This is a genomic window from Streptomyces sp. NPDC005863 (assembly GCF_042871345.1).
Taxonomy (GTDB): Bacteria; Actinomycetota; Actinomycetes; order Streptomycetales; family Streptomycetaceae; genus Streptomyces.
In genome coordinates this window covers 247,272-265,653 of the sequence record NZ_JBIAII010000002.1, presented here as the reverse complement: position 1 = coordinate 265,653, position 18,382 = coordinate 247,272, and the positions used below count along the sequence as shown (strand labels likewise).

18 protein-coding genes are annotated in these 18,382 nt (G+C 71.5%); 9 read left to right on the top strand and 9 right to left on the bottom strand.

Features of this window, described 5'->3' with window-relative positions:
• Positions 1-35: 35 nt before the first annotated feature.
• The 3 genes from ACFYO9_RS07440 to ACFYO9_RS07430 form a co-directional block, all read right to left on the bottom strand.
• Positions 36-785 (bottom strand): class I SAM-dependent methyltransferase, encoded by a 750-nt coding sequence (locus tag ACFYO9_RS07440; RefSeq protein ID WP_358774298.1) that lies wholly within the window; start codon positions 783-785, stop codon positions 36-38.
• Between the two features lie 189 nt (positions 786-974).
• A complete protein-coding gene (locus tag ACFYO9_RS07435) occupies positions 975-1,844 on the bottom strand; it encodes a SigB/SigF/SigG family RNA polymerase sigma factor (protein WP_355806554.1) in 870 nt (289 codons plus the stop codon).
• A gap of 140 nt (positions 1,845-1,984) precedes the next feature.
• Positions 1,985-2,392, bottom strand: a complete 408-nt coding sequence (locus ACFYO9_RS07430; protein ID WP_358774300.1) for an ATP-binding protein — start codon at positions 2,390-2,392, stop codon at positions 1,985-1,987.
• Positions 2,393-2,653: 261 nt separating this feature from the next.
• Here ACFYO9_RS07430 and ACFYO9_RS07425 point away from each other — a divergent pair, with 261 nt between their 5' ends.
• The 6 genes from ACFYO9_RS07425 (at position 2,654) to ACFYO9_RS07400 (ending at position 7,869) form a co-directional block, all read left to right on the top strand.
• Entirely contained in the window at positions 2,654-3,115 is a 462-nt protein-coding gene (locus ACFYO9_RS07425; protein ID WP_355806558.1) for an STAS domain-containing protein, read from the top strand.
• A 212-nt stretch (positions 3,116-3,327) separates the two neighbouring features.
• Entirely contained in the window at positions 3,328-3,756 is a 429-nt protein-coding gene (gene panD, locus ACFYO9_RS07420) for an aspartate 1-decarboxylase (RefSeq protein ID WP_355806560.1), read from the top strand.
• A 55-nt stretch (positions 3,757-3,811) separates the two neighbouring features.
• Positions 3,812-4,000, top strand: a complete 189-nt coding sequence (locus ACFYO9_RS07415; RefSeq protein WP_355806562.1) for a hypothetical protein — start codon at positions 3,812-3,814, stop codon at positions 3,998-4,000.
• Between the two features lie 95 nt (positions 4,001-4,095).
• Entirely contained in the window at positions 4,096-4,758 is a 663-nt protein-coding gene (locus ACFYO9_RS07410; protein ID WP_358774545.1) for an aspartate/glutamate racemase family protein, read from the top strand.
• Positions 4,759-5,457: 699 nt separating this feature from the next.
• Entirely contained in the window at positions 5,458-6,438 is a 981-nt protein-coding gene (locus ACFYO9_RS07405) for an acetylxylan esterase (RefSeq protein ID WP_358774303.1), read from the top strand.
• 156 nt (positions 6,439-6,594) lie between these two features.
• A complete protein-coding gene (locus ACFYO9_RS07400; protein ID WP_358774305.1) occupies positions 6,595-7,869 on the top strand; it encodes a transglycosylase family protein in 1,275 nt (424 codons plus the stop codon).
• A gap of 24 nt (positions 7,870-7,893) precedes the next feature.
• Here ACFYO9_RS07400 and ACFYO9_RS07395 read toward each other — a convergent pair whose 3' ends face one another.
• Positions 7,894-8,949: a DMT family transporter gene (locus tag ACFYO9_RS07395; RefSeq protein ID WP_358774307.1), complete on the bottom strand. Its 1,056-nt coding sequence runs from the start codon at positions 8,947-8,949 to the stop codon at positions 7,894-7,896.
• Between the two features lie 247 nt (positions 8,950-9,196).
• On the opposite strand from ACFYO9_RS07395, the gene ACFYO9_RS07390 reads away from it, so the two are divergent.
• From ACFYO9_RS07390 to glgC, 3 genes are read left to right on the top strand one after another with little or no spacing between them, the layout of a single operon-like run.
• Entirely contained in the window at positions 9,197-9,931 is a 735-nt protein-coding gene (locus tag ACFYO9_RS07390) for a (2Fe-2S)-binding protein (RefSeq protein WP_358774309.1), read from the top strand.
• Positions 9,932-9,976: 45 nt separating this feature from the next.
• A complete protein-coding gene (gene glgA / locus ACFYO9_RS07385) occupies positions 9,977-11,143 on the top strand; it encodes a glycogen synthase (RefSeq protein WP_358774311.1) in 1,167 nt (388 codons plus the stop codon).
• 20 nt (positions 11,144-11,163) lie between these two features.
• Complete coding sequence (gene glgC / locus ACFYO9_RS07380) at positions 11,164-12,384, top strand: glucose-1-phosphate adenylyltransferase (protein WP_355806573.1); 1,221 nt, start codon at positions 11,164-11,166, stop codon at positions 12,382-12,384.
• Positions 12,385-12,416: 32 nt separating this feature from the next.
• Here glgC and ACFYO9_RS07375 read toward each other — a convergent pair whose 3' ends face one another.
• From ACFYO9_RS07375 to ACFYO9_RS07355, 5 genes are all read right to left on the bottom strand, one after another.
• A complete protein-coding gene (locus ACFYO9_RS07375; protein WP_388666177.1) occupies positions 12,417-13,382 on the bottom strand; it encodes an ABC transporter permease in 966 nt (321 codons plus the stop codon).
• A 59-nt stretch (positions 13,383-13,441) separates the two neighbouring features.
• Entirely contained in the window at positions 13,442-14,359 is a 918-nt protein-coding gene (locus ACFYO9_RS07370; RefSeq protein WP_358774547.1) for an ABC transporter permease, read from the bottom strand.
• 70 nt (positions 14,360-14,429) lie between these two features.
• Positions 14,430-15,953: a sugar ABC transporter ATP-binding protein gene (locus tag ACFYO9_RS07365; protein WP_355806577.1), complete on the bottom strand. Its 1,524-nt coding sequence runs from the start codon at positions 15,951-15,953 to the stop codon at positions 14,430-14,432.
• A 1-nt stretch (position 15,954) separates the two neighbouring features.
• Positions 15,955-17,058, bottom strand: coding sequence for an ABC transporter substrate-binding protein (locus ACFYO9_RS07360; protein ID WP_358774315.1), 1,104 nt, complete (start codon positions 17,056-17,058; stop codon positions 15,955-15,957).
• A 168-nt stretch (positions 17,059-17,226) separates the two neighbouring features.
• Entirely contained in the window at positions 17,227-18,240 is a 1,014-nt protein-coding gene (locus ACFYO9_RS07355) for a LacI family DNA-binding transcriptional regulator (RefSeq protein WP_358774317.1), read from the bottom strand.
• Positions 18,241-18,382: the final 142 nt, after the last annotated feature.

Sequence of the window (18,382 nt, the reverse complement as noted above, 5' to 3'; positions counted from 1 at the left end):
GCCGGCACGGCCGACCGGGGTCCGCCGGCGTTCGGTCAGCGTGCGGTGGCCTTCCGGTAGACCGATACGTGAGAGCGCGACTCCGCGGTGAATTCCTGCCCCGTCCAGTCCGCGTGCCTGCACTCCAGCGTCATGCCGGCCAGCTCGGCCATCAGGTCGAGTTCGGCCGGCCAGATGTATCGGTGCGGGCTGCGGAACAGGAGCGCCTCGCGGCCGGTCCCGGCGTCGAACCTGAAGTGGTGTGAGACCACCTGCTGATGCAGGACGTCATACGTGTCGAGCCCGATGTAGTCCGCCGTCGACTCCCAGACCACGGCCTGCTGCCCCGGCGGCAGCTTGCGTACCTCGGGGACCCCCAGTTCGACGACGAAGCGCCCGCCCGGCACGAGATGGCGTGCGGCGTTCCGGAAACAGGCCACCTGCTCGGCCTGGGTGAGCAGGTTGGAGATGGTGTTGTAGACGAGATAGACGAGCTGGAATTCGCCCGGGACGTGCGCGGTGGCCATGTCGCCGACGGCCACCGGGATGGCCGCCTCGTCTGCTTTGGTGCGCAGCTGGTGGAGCATCGGCTCCGACAACTCGATCCCACTGACCGCGACCCCCCGCTCCGCGAGCGGCACTGCCACCCGGCCGGTCCCGACGGCGAACTCCAGCGCCCGGCCGCCCTCGGCGAGCTCCGTCAGGCGGTCCACTGTCGGCCCCAGGGTCTCCGGTGCGAACATGCCGGTCCCCGGGGTGTCGTAGCTCCGCGCGGTCTGCTCGTCCCACATCTCACTTCGCACCATGAGCAGCGATGGTCGACCACGGCCCCGAGGAACGTCAACGCACTTTTTCCACGGCCGAGTTGCGGCGCGGCGTGGGCGCGACTCGCCCTTCGGTGGGCGCGACTCGCCCTCGGACCGAAAGGAGCCCCGTGGCCGCCGGCGGGCGGCACGGAGCTCCAGGTCGAGTCAGGAGGAAGGGAGGGGGAGGGGTTACTCGGCTGCCGCCAGGCCCGTGCGGAGCTTGGCGATGAGCTTGCTGATCAGGCGGGAGACATGCATCTGCGAGCAGCCCAGCTCGGCGGCGATGTCGCTCTGGGTGTGCTCCTCGACGAAGCGGAGGTGGATCAGGCGGCGCTCGCGCTCGTCCAGGTCCGCGATGAGCGGGGCGAGGGAGTGGAAGTTCTCCACGAGCTCGAAGCGGTCCTCGTCGACGCCGATGAAGTCGGCGAGCATCGTGTCGGACTCGTCGTCCTTGCCGGCGACGGCGGCGTCCAGCGAGACGCTGCTGTACCCGTTGGAGGCCTTCTGCGCCTCGGTGACCTCGGACGGGTCGAGCTGCATCAGTTCCGCCAGCTCGGCCGTCGAGGGGGAGCGGCCGAGGCGGGTGCGCAGCTCCTCGGTGGCCTTGGACAGTTCGATACGGGCTTCCTGCAGCCGGCGCGGCACGTGCACCGCCCAGGAGGTGTCGCGGAAGAAGCGCTTGATCTCGCCGGTGATGTAAGGCACCGCGAAGGAGGTGAACTCGACTTCGCGGGTGAGCTCGAACCGGTCGATCGCCTTGATCAGGCCGATGGTGCCGACCTGGACGATGTCCTCCATCTCCTGCTGCCCGCGGTGCTTGAAGCGGGAGGCCGCGTACTGCACGAGGGAGAGGTTCATCTCGATCAGGCAGTTGCGCACGTAGCTGTACTCGCGCGTGCCCTCTTCGAGACGGGTGAGCCGGTCGAAGAAGTGCCGGCCGATCTCACGGGCATCCGTGGGACGGACCGAGGAGGGGTCGGCGTAGGCGCGCTCGATCAGGGACTCCTGGACCGCCCGGGTCGCGGTGTGCCTCTGTTCGTCGACTGCCACGCTGCTCATGGTGTCCCGCCCCTTTCGTAGACCTGATGTTCCTGCTTGCTCTGCTCGTGCCGGTCCTGCTCGGTCGGCGCGTGCTCTGCTCGCGTGCTTGCGGTTACCCGCAGCTCGAGGAGCCATGCATCGTATGTGGGTATGCCAGATCACACTCCGGCCGGAGCGGGCGACGAGGTGAGTGGCCCGGGCAGCGCCAGCACGGCGGTGATCGTCTTGCCGTCCGGCTCGACCTCGACGTCCAGGCGCGAACACAGGCGCTGGATCACCATCCAGCCGTGCCCGCCCGGCATGCCCCGGACCGTCGGCTGCCGTTGCGGCACCTCGCGGCTGGCGTCCCCCACCCGCAGCCGCAGCTCGGCACCCTCTATGGAGACGCCGAAGCGGGTCACACCGCCGGCGTGCAGGAGGGCGTTGGCCGCCAGTTCGCTGGCCACGAGCAGCGCGTCGTCGTGCAGGCGTTGCGCCTCGGGCCGCGGCAGCCCGCGGCACACCTCCACCAGCGCCGAGCGAACCGCGGACCGGGCATCCGCACAGCTGATCTCGTCTGTCGCCACTGATTCCACTGCCTCGGCTACACCCATCCCGGCATTGGCCCTTTCCCCGTTCATGTTCGGTCACCGCTTTCGTTTCTCCGGTATACCCCCGCCTGCCCGGTGGCGCGGGCTCCACGCCCATCTCGGCCCTGCCCGCCTTGCCGGGACAGGATTTCCGCCCGGGGGTACGTCCCGAACGCCCCGCTCCATCCTCGGCCTTGGCCTACGATTTCTGGCACATACCCCGGTCACATGCTCCCAGACGTGTGGGAGGGTCTGGGCATGGTTTTCGACAGACAGAGCATCGACGTCACCCGACAGGACCGGGTCACCGTCGTCTGCTTCCGCAACGAGCTGGACCTCGAAGACACCACCGAGGCGACGCTCGCGTTGTCCCGCGCCCTCACCGAGGGCCCTACCGACGGGACGCTACTCGACCTGTCCGGCCTCACCTTCGCCGACAGCACCCAGCTCAACGTGATCCTGCGCGCCCACGGCGATCACCTGCACGCCCAGCGGCCCTTCGTTCTGGCCGGCCCCTACCAGCCCGGCATCGCGCGGCTGTTCGAGGTCACCGGTGTCACCGACGTCCTGAACATGGCCGACACCCGAGAAGAGGGCATCCGGCGGATCCGTGAACTCCGCGACGAGCTCCTCGACGCGGACGCGGACGCGGACGTCGACGCCGATGCCGCCATCGCACCGGCCTCCGACCAGAGCCATCCGCCGTCTGCCTCCATGTGAGCGCCCCGCACCCGTAGAACTCTCAGAACCCGTAGATGAAGGGGTGGATCCCGCCGTTCCGGGCGGGGCCACCCCTTTCCCGTGGTCGCGTCCCCGGCCCGCGCCGATATCACAGACACAGCTATTCGAACAGGCGACTTGTTGTATGGTGTCGAGACCGCACCTGACCTGCAAAAACGCAGGCGGGTAGCCTACATTTCCGAGGTGCCTCGATGATGCGCACAATGTTCAAGTCCAAGATTCACCGCGCCACCGTGACCCAGGCCGACCTGCACTATGTCGGGTCCGTCACCGTCGACGCGGATCTGCTCGACGCCGCCGATCTGCTGCCCGGCGAGCTCGTCCACATCGTCGACGTCACCAACGGCGCCCGTCTGGAGACGTACACGATCGAGGGCGAGCGCGGGAGCGGGGTGATCGGGATCAACGGCGCGGCCGCGCACCTCGTCCACCCCGGCGATAAGGTGATCATCATCAGCTACGCCCAGGTGGAGGACGCCGAGGCGCGCGCCTTGCGGCCGCGGGTCGTGCACGTCGACGAGGACAACCGCGTGGTGGCCCTCGGGAACGACCCGGCGGAGGCCGTGCCGGGCGCCCCGGACATGGTGCGTAATCCGGCGAGCCGCCCGGTCTCCGTCTGACCGACGTCCGTTCGGCATGACTCCTCGCCGGGGCGGCTCGCGTGTGAGGAGAAGGATGAGCGGTATCGACCTGCGGGACGACCGGGTACGGGGTGTGCTCAAGGCCGTCGAGGATGGCGAAGTCCTCGGGCACGTCCTGTACTTCGTCCGCGACGCCCCGGAGTCCGCCCTCGGGCCGGCGCACACCGCCGTCGCGTCCGTCGCGGCGCGCGGCAAGGCCCGGACGGACCCCTCGGCGTGGTGAGCGGCAACCCGGAGCCGGAGCCCCGGCGGCGGGCCAGGCGAGAGCGGGTGGCGCAGGGGCATGTGCGGCGCGAGCTGGATGTGTCCCGCCGGCAGGTGCCGCCGGCGGTCCCCCTCGTCCTTCTGCACACCTCGCCCGTCCACGTCCCCGTCTTCGACGGCCTGCGCGACGCCGGCCACCCCGAGCTGGAGCTCCGGCACCACGTGGCGGAAGAGCTGCTGACCCGCGCGCGTCAGGAGGGGCCGGACGCGGTCGCCCTCGACGTGCGGGACGCCCTCGTGCGGGCGGCCGGGGACGGGGCCGGCGCCGTGCTGTGCACCTGTTCGACCATCGGCGCCGTCGCCGAGGCCGTCGGTCAGGACATGGCGGTCCCCGTCATCAGGGTCGACCGGCCCATGGCTGCCCGTGCCGTCGCGGCCGGCTCCCGCATCGTGGTACTCGGGGCCGTCGCGTCCACGCTCGGGCCCACCACGGCTCTGGTCGAGGAGGAGGCCCGGCGGGCCGGCCGCGCCGTTTCGGTGCATGCCGAGCTGCTCGACGGGTTGTGGGAGCTGTTCGAGGCTGGTGACTCCGAGGGGTATGCGCGGGGTGTGGCCCGGGCCGTACGTGCCGTGCGGGACGCCGACGCGATCGTGCTGGCGCAGGCCTCCATGGCCGGAGCGGAGGAGCTTGTTCCGGAGGTGCGGATTCCGGTGTTCTCCAGCCCCCGGCCGGGGCTCGCGGCGGCGGCCGCGCTGGTTGACGGCCGCGTCTCGTAGGTCCGACCTCGTGGGTCCCGACAGCCGTTCGTAGGTCAGGATCTCGTAGGTCCCGGTGGCTTCTCGTCGGTCCGGGTGAGCGTCACGGGCGAGGCGTGCGGAACCGTGGAAGGCTTGGGCGCGGGGGTGCCGGGTACGCGGGGGAGGAGCCGCTCGCGTACCACTGGCTGGACCGGCGTACCAATGGCTGGAGGAGTGCAATGACCCATCCGTACCCTGATCCCGTGCCGACTCCGGGCCCGGCCCGGCCGTTCCCGGACCCCGACCCCGTACCGCCGGAGCCCGGGCGGCCCTTCCCCGCCCCGGACCCCGTGCCGAACCCCGAGCCCCGGCCCAGCCCGGACCCGCCGCCCGCACCGATTCCCCAGCCGGGCCCCGACCCGGAGCCCGAGCCGCAACCCGGGCCGATGAGGTAGTCCGCCGGCAGAAGCAGCCGGACGTGTAGATCTACCCCCGGAAGGCGGGGGCGTGGCCCGAGCGGGCCCATGCCCCCGCCTTCGGCTGTCCCATGCGGACCGGCGCACCTTCACCCGTCGACCGGCGCACCCTCACCGGCACGGGACCCGAGCCCGCCCACCGCCCAGGAAACACCGCCCGAAACCCCGCCCGAAAACACCCCCGTCAGCCTGCCCGGCGCGAACCCCCTGCCCTACCCTGAGCCACTCCCCGCCCGTCCACCCGTCCGAGGAGCCGCCGCCCATGCCGCACTTCGACCTGCCCCTCGAGGACCTGCGCCGGTACCGGCCCGATCTCCCCGAGCCCCAGGACTTCGACGCCTTCTGGGAGAAGACGTTGCAGGAGGCGCGGGAGCACGAGCTGGGTGCGCGGTTCGAGCCGGTGGAGTTGCCGCTGACCGGCGTCCTCGTCTTCGACGTCACCTACGCCGGGTTCGGCGGGCATCCCGTCAAGGGGTGGCTCGTGCTGCCCGCCGGTGCCGAGGACGGGGAGCCGTTGCCCGCCGTCGTGGAGTACATCGGCTACGGCGGCGGGCGCGGGCTGCCGCACATGCATCTGCTGTGGGCCGCGGCCGGCTACGCGCACCTCGTGATGGACACCCGGGGGCAGGGCAGCGTGGGCTGGGCGCAGGGCGACACCCCGGATCCGGTGGGCAGCGGGCCCGCATACCCGGGGTTCATGACCCGCGGCATCGAGGACCCGCACGACTACTACTACCGACGGCTGTACGTCGATGCCGTACGTGCCGTCGAGGCGGTCCGCGCCCATCCGTGCGTGGACGCCTCGCGGGTCGCCGTGCTCGGGACGAGTCAGGGCGGCGGTCTCACCCTCGCGGTCGGCGGACTCGTGCCGGATCTGGCCGCCATCGCGCCCGACGTACCGTTCCTCTGCGACTTCCCGCGGGCGGCGACCCTGACGGGCCTTCCCCCGTACAGCGAGATCGGGCTCTATCTGAAGGCACGCCGGGATGGCCGGGAACGCGTCTTCCAGACCCTGTCCTACTTCGACGGCGTGCACTTCGCCGCTCGCGGCCGCCCGCCCGCCCTCTTCTCCACGGCGCTGCAGGATCAGATCTGCCCTCCCTCGACGGTGTTCGCCGCCTTCAACTCCTATGCGGGCAGCGAGCGTTCGATCGAGGTGTACGCCTTCAACGAGCACGAGGGAGGCGGCCCCTACCAGCAGGGCGTCCAACTCCGGTGGCTCAGGCAGTACTTGGCGGCTTGAGGGGCGGAACATTTCGGTACGCGGGCGCTCGTCGTTCTTTCAACTCCCCCTCGGTGTCGGGCTCTTGTCACGGATCGGTGGGACCGGCTAGCTTTCGGGCTTGTCGTGTGTCCGCTGTGTGCAATCCGTGATGACGTGTGTCTGAGGGGGCCTCCCATGGCCGTACGGGGCCGGCACCGCCGGTATCAGCCGAACCGCATCAACCGCGCGTCACTGACCGTCACGGCGGGCGGCGCGGGCATGGCGCTCCCGCTCACCGTCGCGGGCACGGCGGGCGCGGCCGACGTCGACACCTGGACCAAGGTCGCGGCCTGCGAGTCCGGGAACAACTGGAGCGTCAACACCGGCAACGGCTTCTACGGCGGGCTCCAGTTCAAACAGTCCACCTGGGAGGCGTACGGCGGCACGGCCTACGCCCCGCGCGCCGACCGCGCCACCAAGGGCCAGCAGATCTCCGTCGCCGAGAAGGTCCTGGGCGCCCAGGGCCCGGGCGCCTGGCCGGTGTGCTCCGCCAAGGCCGGGCTCACCCGCGGCGGCGGCACCCCCGATGTCACCCCGGCCCGCGCGCCGCGCACACCGGAGCGCTCCGGGCGCCACGTCAAGGACGTCAAGCCCGAGGTGACCCCGCAGTCCACCGCGGGCACCGCCGAGATGTACACGGTGGTCCACGGCGACACGCTCTCCGGCATCGCGGGCGAGCGCCGGGTCCGGGGCGGCTGGCAGCAGCTGTACGACGCCAACCGCCGGGTCATCGGCGACGACCCCGACTTCATCACGCCGGGGCAGCGGCTCTCGGTCCACGGGCGGGGGACCGGCCAGGGGACCAAGGAGCGTGCCGCCGAGCCGAGCGGCGACCGGTCCGAGGCGCGCGCCCGCCAGCAGACCGCGGAGCGCAAGGCGGCCGAGCGCAAAGCCGCCGAGAAGAAGGCCGCCGAGAAGAAGGCCGCGGAGAAGAAGGTCGCCGCCGAGAAGCGGGAGAAGTCGCGGCCCTCGCCCCACTCCGCGTCCCGCGCGCAGAAGCCCGCCGCCGGCGCCACCGCCCCCGTCTCCGCCTCGCCCAGCACGCCCTACCGCGCGGCAGGCGGCTCCTGGTCGAAGGGGTACCACACGGGTGTCGACTTCCCCGTGCCCACCGGGACGTCCGTGAAGTCCGTCGCCGCGGGCCGGGTCGTCTCCGCGGGCTGGGGCGGCAGCTACGGCTACCAGGTGGTCATCCGGCACGCCGACGGGAAGTACAGCCAGTACGGCCACCTGTCGGCGCTCTCCGTGAAGGCCGGCCAGCAGGTCGGCGCCGGACAGCGCATCGCCAGGTCGGGATCGACCGGGAACAGCACGGGCCCGCATCTGCACTTCGAGGTGCGGACGGGGCCCGGCTTCGGCTCCGACGTCGACCCGCTGGCGTACCTGCGGGCGCGTGGCGTACGGATCTGAGCGGTCCCGCCCGGCGGGGTGACCTCAGGACGCGATGTGCTCGCGCCGCCGCGGATGCCGTGACCGGCTCCTGCGGTGCGCCGACGACGGCGGCTGCGACGGAACCCCGGGCAGCACGGGCGTCGCCGCGGGCGGGGTGGCGGAGCCCTCTCCCGTCCCCGCGGCGGAGTCGTGGGACTGAACCCGTTCCGTCGCGGGAGCCGCCGGCGCCGCCGGGCCGCCCTGGGCCACGGTCACCGTCGAGGTCTCCCGGGCGATCCGCTCGGTCGTCAGCAGGACCAGACCACCGGCCGCGACGACACCGCAGGCCAGCGCAAGGACCGTCCCCGCGACGCCGTGACGGAAGGATTCTCCGAACAGGGTCAGCCCGACCGCGGCCGCGACGACCGGGTTCACCACCGTCACCGTGGACAGCGGCGCCGCCAGGCCCGCGCCCCGGTACGAGGCCTGCGAGAGCAGCACACCGGCCGCCGCGAGGACCGCGATGGCCCCGAGCGTCGGCGCCTGCTCCAGGAAAGCGACGTCCCGGTCCCAGTCCACCGCGACCGTCTTTGTGAAGACCGAGGCGATGCCGAAGGCCGCGCCGGCCGCGCAGGCCAGCAGCACGCTGCGCACCACCGGGTGCCGGTGCGCCGCGTGCGCCGCCACCATCAGCGCGAGCACGCCGCCGCCCGTGGCGAGGCCGAGCATCACGCGCTCCGCGTCGGCCAGGCTCTGCGAGTCCGACGAGGACGTGAGGGAGAGCAGGCCCGCAAGGCCCACCGTCGCCATGACGGCGCCGCGCCACGCGGTGGCCCCGGCCCGGCGCCGTACGAACACGGCGGCCATCGGCAGGGCGAACACGATGGTCAGCGCCCCGAGCGGCTGGACCAGGCTGAGCGGGCCGTAGGCGAGCGCCACCACGTGCAGCAGCGCGCCCAGGCCGTTGAGGGCGATGGCCGTCCACCAGGCGCCCCGGCGCAGCGGCGCGTAGCCCTGCCCCGGTGTCGTGGCCGCCACGCGCTCCTGCAGGATCGCTCCGCCGGCGTACGCCACGGCGGACACGAGGGACAGCAGCACGGACAGCGCCAGAGCACTCATGAGGTGCTCCGCGCGGCGCGGTGCGTCCGGTGATCCCGGTCTGGCGAACGGTCTGCTTCCATACTCACAACGATGACTCCGAAAGCGCCGTAAGTCGTCGTACCTGAGCAGTCAATTGGTCCTACTGCCGATGGAGTACGACCTTCATCAAGTCCTCCCCAAGAGGGGTTACCTCCTGGGCGCGGAGAGTGACCCATATCGCCACCCCGCGCGCGTCCGGCGCGGCGGCGCTTGCTGTACTGCTGTCGTGACCCCCCTCATCGACCTGGCAGAACTCGGCTCCGTCGGCGGATTCTTCGCCCTGCGCGGCGCTCCGGCGCACGGCAGCGGCGCGCGGCCGCTCGCGCAGGCCTACGCGGCACCCGCGACCGGCACCGACCCGCTCACCTTCCGTGTCCGCAAGGTCGCACAGCGGCTCGGCACCCCTGAGGACCGCATCGCGGTGTCCGTGGCGCAGCTGGGCCTCGCCGCCCGGCTCTGGTCCGTGGCGCTCGGCTCCGCCGCGCTGTTCGGCCGGGTGCCTGACCTCGATCCGGCGCGGCTGGCCTGGGACGCCGACGGCTCATCGCCCGACGACCTGTGGCTGACCGGCGTACACCCGTTGCCGGGAGACGCCGCGAGCGTGCGGGACGTCGTGCAGTACGGACATCTGGCGCCGCTGGCCGAGGCGTTGCGGGCGCGGTACCGGATCTCCGCCGGGCTGCTGTGGGGCAACGCGGGCTCCGCGCTCGCGGGCGCCGCACGCGAACTGTCCGGCTGGGCTGTGCGGTCGGGGCGCCCCGAGGTCGGCGAGCGCGCCCTGGCGCTGGCCGACGAACTCTTCGCCCACCCGGACCTGCGCACCACCGGCACCCTGCGCGGCACCGCCTTCCGCCGCCGCAGCTGCTGCCTCTACTACCGGTGCCCGGACGGCGGGTTGTGCGGCGACTGCTGCTTCGACCGTCCGCCGCGGCGGTCTTCCCCCGAGGCCCCGTCTGGGTGACCATGAGGTGCGCGGCCGGCATCGGGCGACGACGGAGGATTCTGCGTGAAGGTGGGACTGCTCACCCGGGAGTACCCCCCGGACGTCTACGGCGGAGCGGGCGTCCATGTCGAGTTCCTGGCACGGGAGTTGCGCACCCTCACCGACCTCGCCGTGCACTGCTGGGGAGAGGGCGCGTCCGACGGCCTGCGGCGGCACGGCGCGTGGCCCGCGCTCGACGGCGTCAACGACGCGCTGCGCACCTTCTCCGTCGACCTCTCCATGGCGGCGGCCCTCGGGGACCGCGAGCTGATCCACTCGCACACCTGGTACGCGAGCCTCGCCGGGCACATCGGCAAGCTGCTGCACGGCATCCCGCACGTGATGACCTCGCACTCCCTGGAGCCGCTGCGCCCCTGGAAGGCGGAGCAACTGGGCGGCGGGTACGCCCTGTCGAGCTGGGCCGAGCGCACCGCCGCCGAGGCCGCCGACGCGGTCATCGCGGTGTCCGGCGCGATGCGCGAGGACATCCTCGCCTGCTATCCGGCCGTCGACCCGGCGAAGGTCCACGTTGTGCACAACGGCATCGACACCGGCCTCTACCGGCCCGACCCCGCGACCGACGTCGTGGAGCGCTTCGGCATCGACCGCGACCGGCCGTACGTCCTCTTCGTCGGGCGCATCACCCGGCAGAAGGGCGTGCCGCATCTGCTGCGTGCCGTACGGGAGTTGGATCCCGACGTCCAGGTCGTGCTGTGCGCCGGAGCGCCCGACACCCCCGAGATCGACGCGGAGTTCCGCACGCTCTTCGAGCAGCTGAACAGCGCCCGCCCCGGCGTCCGGTGGATCCCCGAAATGCTGCCGCGCCCCCAGATCGTCCAACTGCTCACCCACGCGGCGGTGTTCGTCTGCCCCTCGGTGTACGAGCCGCTGGGCATCGTCAACCTGGAGGCGATGGCCTGCGGCACCGCCGTCGTCGCCTCGCGCGTGGGAGGTATCCCGGAAGTCGTGCAGGACGGCACGACGGGGGTACTCGTCCCGTACGACGAGAAAGAACCGGAAGACTTCGAGCGCGACCTCGGGCGGCAACTGAACAGACTGGCCACCGACCCGGGCCTGGCCGCCGCGATGGGGGCCGCCGGACGCCGCCGGGCGCTCGGCGAGTTCGGCTGGGACGCCGTCGCCCGGCGCACGGTCGAGGTGTACGAGGAGATCCTGCACGCCGACAGATAGCCGACAAGTAGGAGGCCGGGATGCGCGGTGGACCTTCGGTGCTGGGAATCGTGCTCGCCGGCGGCGAGGGGAAGCGGCTGATGCCGCTCACCGCCGACCGCGCCAAACCGGCCGTGACGTTCGGCGGGACCTACCGCCTCGTCGACTTCGTCCTCTCCAATCTCGTCAATGCCGACATCCTGCGCATCTGCGTCCTGACGCAGTACAAGTCGCACTCCCTGGACCGGCACGTGTCGACGACCTGGCGCATGTCGTCGCTGCTCGGCAACTACGTCACCCCCGTCCCCGCGCAGCAGCGACTCGGCCCGCGCTGGTACCTGGGCAGCGCCGACGCCATCCTGCAGTCCCTGAACCTCGTCCACGACGAACAGCCGGACTACATAGCGGTGTTCGGTGCCGACCACGTCTACCGCATGGACGCGCGCCACATGCTCAAGCAGCACGTCGAGAACGGGGCGGCGGTCACCGTCGCCGGGATCAAGGTGCCGCGCGCGGAGGCGTCCTCGTTCGGCGTCATCACGCCCGCGCGCGACGGCGTGAAGGTGGACCGCTTCCTGGAGAAGCCGGCCGACCCGCCCGGCCTGCCCGGCGCCCCCGACCAGGTGTACGCCTCGATGGGCAACTACCTCTTCACCACCAAGACCCTGGTCGACGCGTTACAGCAGGACGCGGAGGACGAGGAGTCGGCACACGACATGGGCGGCTCCATCCTGCCGCTGCTCACCGAGCGCGGCCTGGCCCAGGTGTACGACTTCGACTCCAACCACGTCCCCGGCGAGACCCCGCGCGACCACGGCTACTGGCGCGACGTCGGCACCCTGGACTCGTACTACGAAGCCCACATGGACCTGATCTCCGACCAGCCCGTCTTCAACCTGGACAACCGGCGCTGGCCCATCTACACGCACTCCGACGGCCTGCCGCCCGCCAAGTTCTGCGCGGGCGGCATCGCGGGCGAGTCGATCGTCAGCCCCGGCTGCGTCATCCGCGGCCAGGTCACCCGGTCCGTCCTCTCGCCCGGGGTGACCGTCGAGGAGGGCGCGGTGGTGCAGGGGGCCGTCCTGCACGACAACGTGCGGATCGGGCGGGGCGCGGTGGTGCGCTGCGCCGTCCTCGACAAGAACGTCGACGTGCCGCCCGGCGCCACGATCGGGGTGAACCCGGAGCGCGACGAGGAGCTGTACACCGTGTCGAAGGGCGGAGTGATAGCGCTCGGGAAGGGCCAGATCGTCCCCATGTGAGTCCCGATGGTCACAGATGTGAGTGCCGGTGGTCACAGCACCCTTCGGCGGCGCCCCAGCCACGTCTGCGCGATCACCACCACCGCCAGGAAGGCGCCGCTGACCACCTGTTGGTAGGCCGAGTCGAGCGAGCCGATCTGGTTGATGACGTTCTGGATGACCTTCAGGAGCAGTACGCCCACCAACGACCCGCTGATGAAGCCGAATCCACCGGTGAGCAGGGTGCCGCCAATGACGACGGCGGAGATCGCCTCCAGCTCCATGCCGGAGCCGAGGATCGTCACCCCGGAGACCAGCCACGCCGCGTTGAGCGCCCCGGCGAGACCGGCGCAGAGCCCCGAGAGCGTATAGACGGTGATCTTCGTACGGGCGACCGGCGCACCCATCAGCGCCGCCGCGTCCTCGTTGCCGCCGACCGCGTACACGTACTGGCCGAACCGGGTGCGGCGCAGCACGACCGCGCCCGCCACGAAGAGACCGACGGTGATCCAGACGGGGGCGCCGACCCCCAGCACCTTGCCCTGTCCGAGCGTCGCGAAGAACGAGTCCTTGTCGACGAGGTAGGTCTTGGAGCCCTCGTCGGTGACCGACAGGAGGATGCCGCGCGCCCCGAGCATCGCCGCGAGCGTCACGATGAACGGCGCGAGCCGGGAGCGGGCGATCAGCAGGCCGTTGACCAGCCCGATCAGGCCGCAGACGGCGAGCGGCAGGAGCAGCGCGACCGCCGTGCCGTGGCGCGAGCCCCAGGCGGCGAGCACCCCGCCGAGGGCGAACAGCGAGCCGACCGACAGGTCGATGCCGCCGGTGACGATGACGAAGGTCATGCCGAGCGCGACCACCGCGAGGAACGCGGAGGACACCGCCATGTTCTCCAGGTTGTCGCCGGTCAGGAACGTGTCGAAACCGATCGACGCGGCCAGCACCGCGACGACCAGGGTGACCAGTGCCCCGTGCTGCTGGGCCAGTGCGCTCAGCCGCTCGGAGCGGGAGGGCTCCATCGCCTGCTCTTCCCGGACGGGCCGGCTCTTGGGGTCCGCCGGACTCTTCGTGCCGATGGTCATCGCTTGCCCCTCTCGCGCCCCGCGTAGACCGCGAGGACGATCACCACGGCCTGGGCGATCTGCGTCCACGACGGCGGCAGGTCGTGCTTGATGAGCGTGGCCGTGAGCAGCTGGATCAGGACGGCTCCGGCCACGGTGCCGCCGATGCGCACACGTCCGCCGCTCAGCGGGGTGCCGCCGACCACCACCGCGGTGATCGCGGAGAGCTCCATCAGGTTGCCCAGCGAGGTCGGGTCGCTCGCGTTGAGCCGGGCGGTGGCGAGGACGCCGGCCAGCGCCGCCAGGGCGCCTGAGACGACGTACACGACGATGAGCACGCGGCGCACCGGCAGCCCCGCGAGGAGCGCGGCGGGGCGGCTGTCGCCGATGGCGAGCAGCTGCCGGCCGAAGGTGGTGCGGCGCACGACGAACGCGACGATCAGCGCGAGCGCCGCCGCGATCAGCACCACGTACGGGACGCCGACCAGGTCGCCCGAGCCGAGCGAGGCCATCGTCGGGTCGCGTACCTCCTTGAGCTGGGGGAGCAGCACCAGGGCGAGGCCGCGGCCCGCGACCATCAGGGCCAGCGTCGCCACGATGGGCTGGACGCCGATGAAGGCGACGAGCGAGCCGTTCGCGGCGCCGACCGCCATGCCGCCGAGCACCGCCACGACGAGGGCGATCCACATCCCGTACCCGAGGTAGAGGGAGATCAGGGAGGTGGAGAGCGCCATCACCGAGCCGACGGACAGGTCGACGCCCTCGGTGCCGATGGCCAGCGCCATGCCGAGCGCGACCACCAGGACGGGGGCGACCTGGACGGCCTGGGTGCGGAAGTTCTCGCCGGAGACGAAGTGCGGGGTGAAGAGGATGTTGACGAGGAGGAGGGCGGCGACGCCCAGATAGACGCCGTAGTCCTGGAGGAGGCGCAGCACGCGATCCCGGTCGTGGGGGAGCGCGGCGCTGCCGGGCCCCGGCGGGGCGGCGAGCGCGGTGGGGGAGGGATCACTCACCGCGGCCTCCGGTGCTGGTCCGGGGAGTGGCGATGGCGCGGAGCAGGCGGTCCTCGGTCACGTCGGTGCCGGTGAGCTCCTCGACCACGGCGCCGTCCTTGAGGACGACGACCCGGTCCGAGCCCTCGATCAGCTCCTCCATGTCGGAGGAGATGAGCAGCACGCCGAGCCCGTCCGCCGCCAACTCGTCGATGAGGCCCTGCACTTCGGCCTTGGCCCCGACGTCGATGCCGCGGGTCGGCTCGTCGAGGAGGAGCACCTTGGGGTGCATCGCGAGCCAGCGGGCGAGCAGCACCTTCTGCTGGTTGCCGCCGGAGAGCTCGCCGACCTTCTGGTGCGGGCTCGATGCCTTGATGCGCAGCCGCTTCATGAAGGTGTCCACGATCGTGTCGATGCGGTCCTCGTGGACGAGGCCGAAGCGGGACAGGCGGGGGAGCGCGGCCAGGGCGATGTTCTCGCGGACGGAGAGGCCGGGGACGACGCCCTCCGCCTTGCGGTCCTCCGGGAGGAGGCTGATGCCGGCCCGGATGGCGGCCGGCGTGGAACCGGTGCGGATCCGCTTGCCCGCGAGCACGACGCGTCCGGAGTCGGGCGGCAACGCGCCCGCGATGGCCTTCGCGGTCTCGCTGCGGCCCGAGCCGAGCAGCCCGCCGAGCCCGACCACCTCGCCGGGCCTGATGGTGACCGACACCGCATTCAGGCGGTGCCGTACGGTCAACTCCTCGGCCTGCAACACCGGTTCGGCCAGCGTCTCGTGATCGCCGGTGAACCGGGTGAGCCCCTCGTCCTGCACCGTCTCGATCTCCCGGCCCAGCATGAGGGCGACCAGACGCAGCCGGTCGAGGTCGGCCAGCGGCCCGGTGTGCACCACCTTGCCGTCGCGCAGCACCGTGACCGTGTCGCACACCTCGTACAGCTCGTCGAGGCGGTGGCTGACGTAGATCACCGCGATGCCGCGTCCGCGGAGCATCCGGATCACGCCGAACAGGGTGCGCACCTCGCGCGGTTCGAGCGACGACGTCGGCTCGTCCATCACGACGACGCGCGCGTCGACCGAGACCGCACGGGCCAGCGCCACCATCTGCTGTGCGCCGACGCCGAGTTCGCGCAGCGGGCGGCGCACGTCGACGCGGACGCCGAGACCGCGCAGCGCCTCGTCGGCCTCCCGGTGCATCCGCCGGAAGTCGATCAGACCGAGCCGTCCGCGCGGCTCCCTGCCCAGGAAGAGGTTGCGGGCCACGCTCATCAGGGGGACGAGGTTGACCTCCTGGTAGATGGTGGAGATGCCCGCGTGCTGTGCTTCGAGCGGGGTGGCGAACCGCACCGGGGCGCCGTCGTGACGGAGCTCGCCCGCGTCCGGCCGGTACACCCCCGTCAGGACCTTGATGAGCGTGGACTTGCCCGCGCCGTTCTCGCCGATCAGCGCGTGCACCTCGCCGGCGCGGGCGGTGAAGTCGACCGCGTCCAGGGCGCGCACGCCGGGGAACGTCTTGGTCAGGCCGGTCACCGACAACATGTCAGTAGGCCTTGCCGAGGTCCGCCGCGGCGTTCTTCTTCGTGTACGCGTTGTCCTTGATGACGATGTCCTGCGCGACCTTGCCGCCCTTGGTGAACGTCTCCAGGGTCTGGAAGGCGAGCGGGCCGAAGCGCGGGTTGGACTCGATGACGCCGTCGATCCAGCCCTCCACGATGCCCCGCACGGCGCCCTTCGTGCCGTCGATGGTCACGATCTTCACGTCGCCGGCCTTCTTGCCCGCGCCCTTGAGGGCGTTGACGGCGCCGAGTCCCATCTCGTCGTTCTCGGCGTAGATCCCGGTGATGTCGGGCTTGGACTGGATGAGCTGCTCGGTGACCTGCTGGCCCTTCTCGCGGGCGAATTCACCGGTCTGTTTGAAGACGACCTTCAGGTTAGGGGCCTTCTCCTTGATGCGGTCCTCGAAGCCCTTGGTGCGCTCGGTGGTGACGTTGTTGCCGGCCGCGCCGAGCAGGATCGCGATCTTGCCCTTGCCGCCCGTCGTCTCGATCATGCGGTCCGCGGCGCGCTTGCCCTGCTCGACGAAGTCGGAGCCGATGAAGCTCACGTAGTCCTTGCACGCGGACGCGTTGATCTTGCGGTCGATGGTGACGATCGGGATGTGCTTGGCGCCCGCCGCGCGCAACACGGGCTCCCAGCCGTCGGAGTTGAGCGGGGCGACGACGAGGACGTCGGCGCCCTTGGCGATGAGGTCCTGCACGTCGCTGATCTGCTTGGAGAACTGCGACTGGGCGTTGGCGGTGAGGAGCTTGACCCCGCGCTTCTTCGCCTCGGCGCGGAGGGAGGCCGTCTCCGCGATGCGGAAGGGGTTGGCCTCCTTCTCCGACTGGGAGAAGCCGACGGTCGCGTTCTTCAGGTCCAGCTTCTTGCCGCCGTACGCGTCGATCGCGCAGGTCTTGCCGCTGCCCTTGCCCGAGGACGAGACCTCCTGCCCGGCGTCGCCCCGGTCCTGCGACGAGCCGCCGGAGTCGTCGGACCCGTCGTCCTCGGACTTCGCGCAGCCGGCGGCGAAGAACAGGCCCGCGGCGAGGCCGACGGCGACAAGGGTCCTGGCAGAGGTACGGCTGAGGAGTGTGGTCGGCTTCATTGAAGTCCCCAAACGGCACGGCCCCGGCACTGAGAGCGCTCACGGGAAAGACGGCACTTGCGGTCGACTCGGCGGTACGGGGAGCTTTTTACATCGTTGAAAGGGGCCTGTAAACCCTCCGCGCACGCTTCGGCGGCCTGCGGCACCCGGGCGGGAGAGCGGGCATGCTCAGCGTCGGCCCAGTGTGCTCTCCCGCTCCACCAGCCGGAAGTCCGCGGTGAGTTCGCGTCCTGCGGGCTCCTGCGGATGCGCCAGGCTGTGCAGCAGCGACTCGATCGCGAGCCGGGCGATGGCCTGCTTGTCCGGGGCCACCGTGGTGAGGGTGACGGCCCCGAACTGGCCCTCCGCGATGTCGTCGAAGCCCACCACCGCCACGTCCCACGGCACCCGCAGTCCCCGCTCGTGCAGCACCCGCATCGCGCCGATCGCCACCAGGTCGTTGTACGCGAACACCGCGTCGGGCCGCACCCCCGAGTCCAGCATCCGCGCCATGGCCTTGGCCCCGTCCCAGCGGTCCCAGCCGCCGACCGGGCCCACCAGGCTCTCCGACGCGGTGATGCCGGCCGCCGTCAACTCCTCGCGCCAGCCCGCCAGTCGCAGGTGGGCGGGGCGGTTCGCGGAGTCCGTGCGGGCGCCCAGGAACGCGATGGTGGTGCGGCCGCGCCCGATGAGGTGGCGGACCGCGGCGCGGCTCGCGGCGACGTTGTCGATCGCGATGTGGTCGTGCGGCAGGTCGTACTCGCGCTCGCCGAGCAGCACGAGCGGCACCTCGTCCTCGCGGCCGCGCAGGTCCTCCGACTCCAGCTCCAGCGGGCTCAGGATCAGGCCGTCGATCACCCGGGCCCGGAAGCCCTGGCTGACCAGGACCTCCTGCTCACGCTCGCCGCGGGTGTGGTCGAGGAGCACGGTGAACTCGTGCTCGGCGGCCGCGTCGATGACGGCGCCCGCGAGCTCGGCGAAGTAGGGGTTGCCGAGCTCGGGGACGGCGAGCGCGATGATGCCGGTGCGTCCCTTCCTGAGGTGACGTGCCGTCAAGTTGGGGCGGTAGCCGAGCTCGTCGATGGCCTCCTGCACGCGGGCCCGCATCGCCGGGGTGACGTGCTGGTACTTGTTCACCACGTTCGAGACGGTCTTGATCGAGACCCCCGCGTGCTCCGCGACGTCCTTGAGGCTTACCCGCACTGCGTCTCCCTGCGTCGGTGGGTGCGCCCGGTCCTCCGGGGCGTTTGTCGTGACCCTGGACAGCGCGCCGGAGAGCGTGCTGTCATGCCAACTGCCGTTCCTTCCAACGTTGTACAGATTCGTTGTACAGACTGCAGCGACG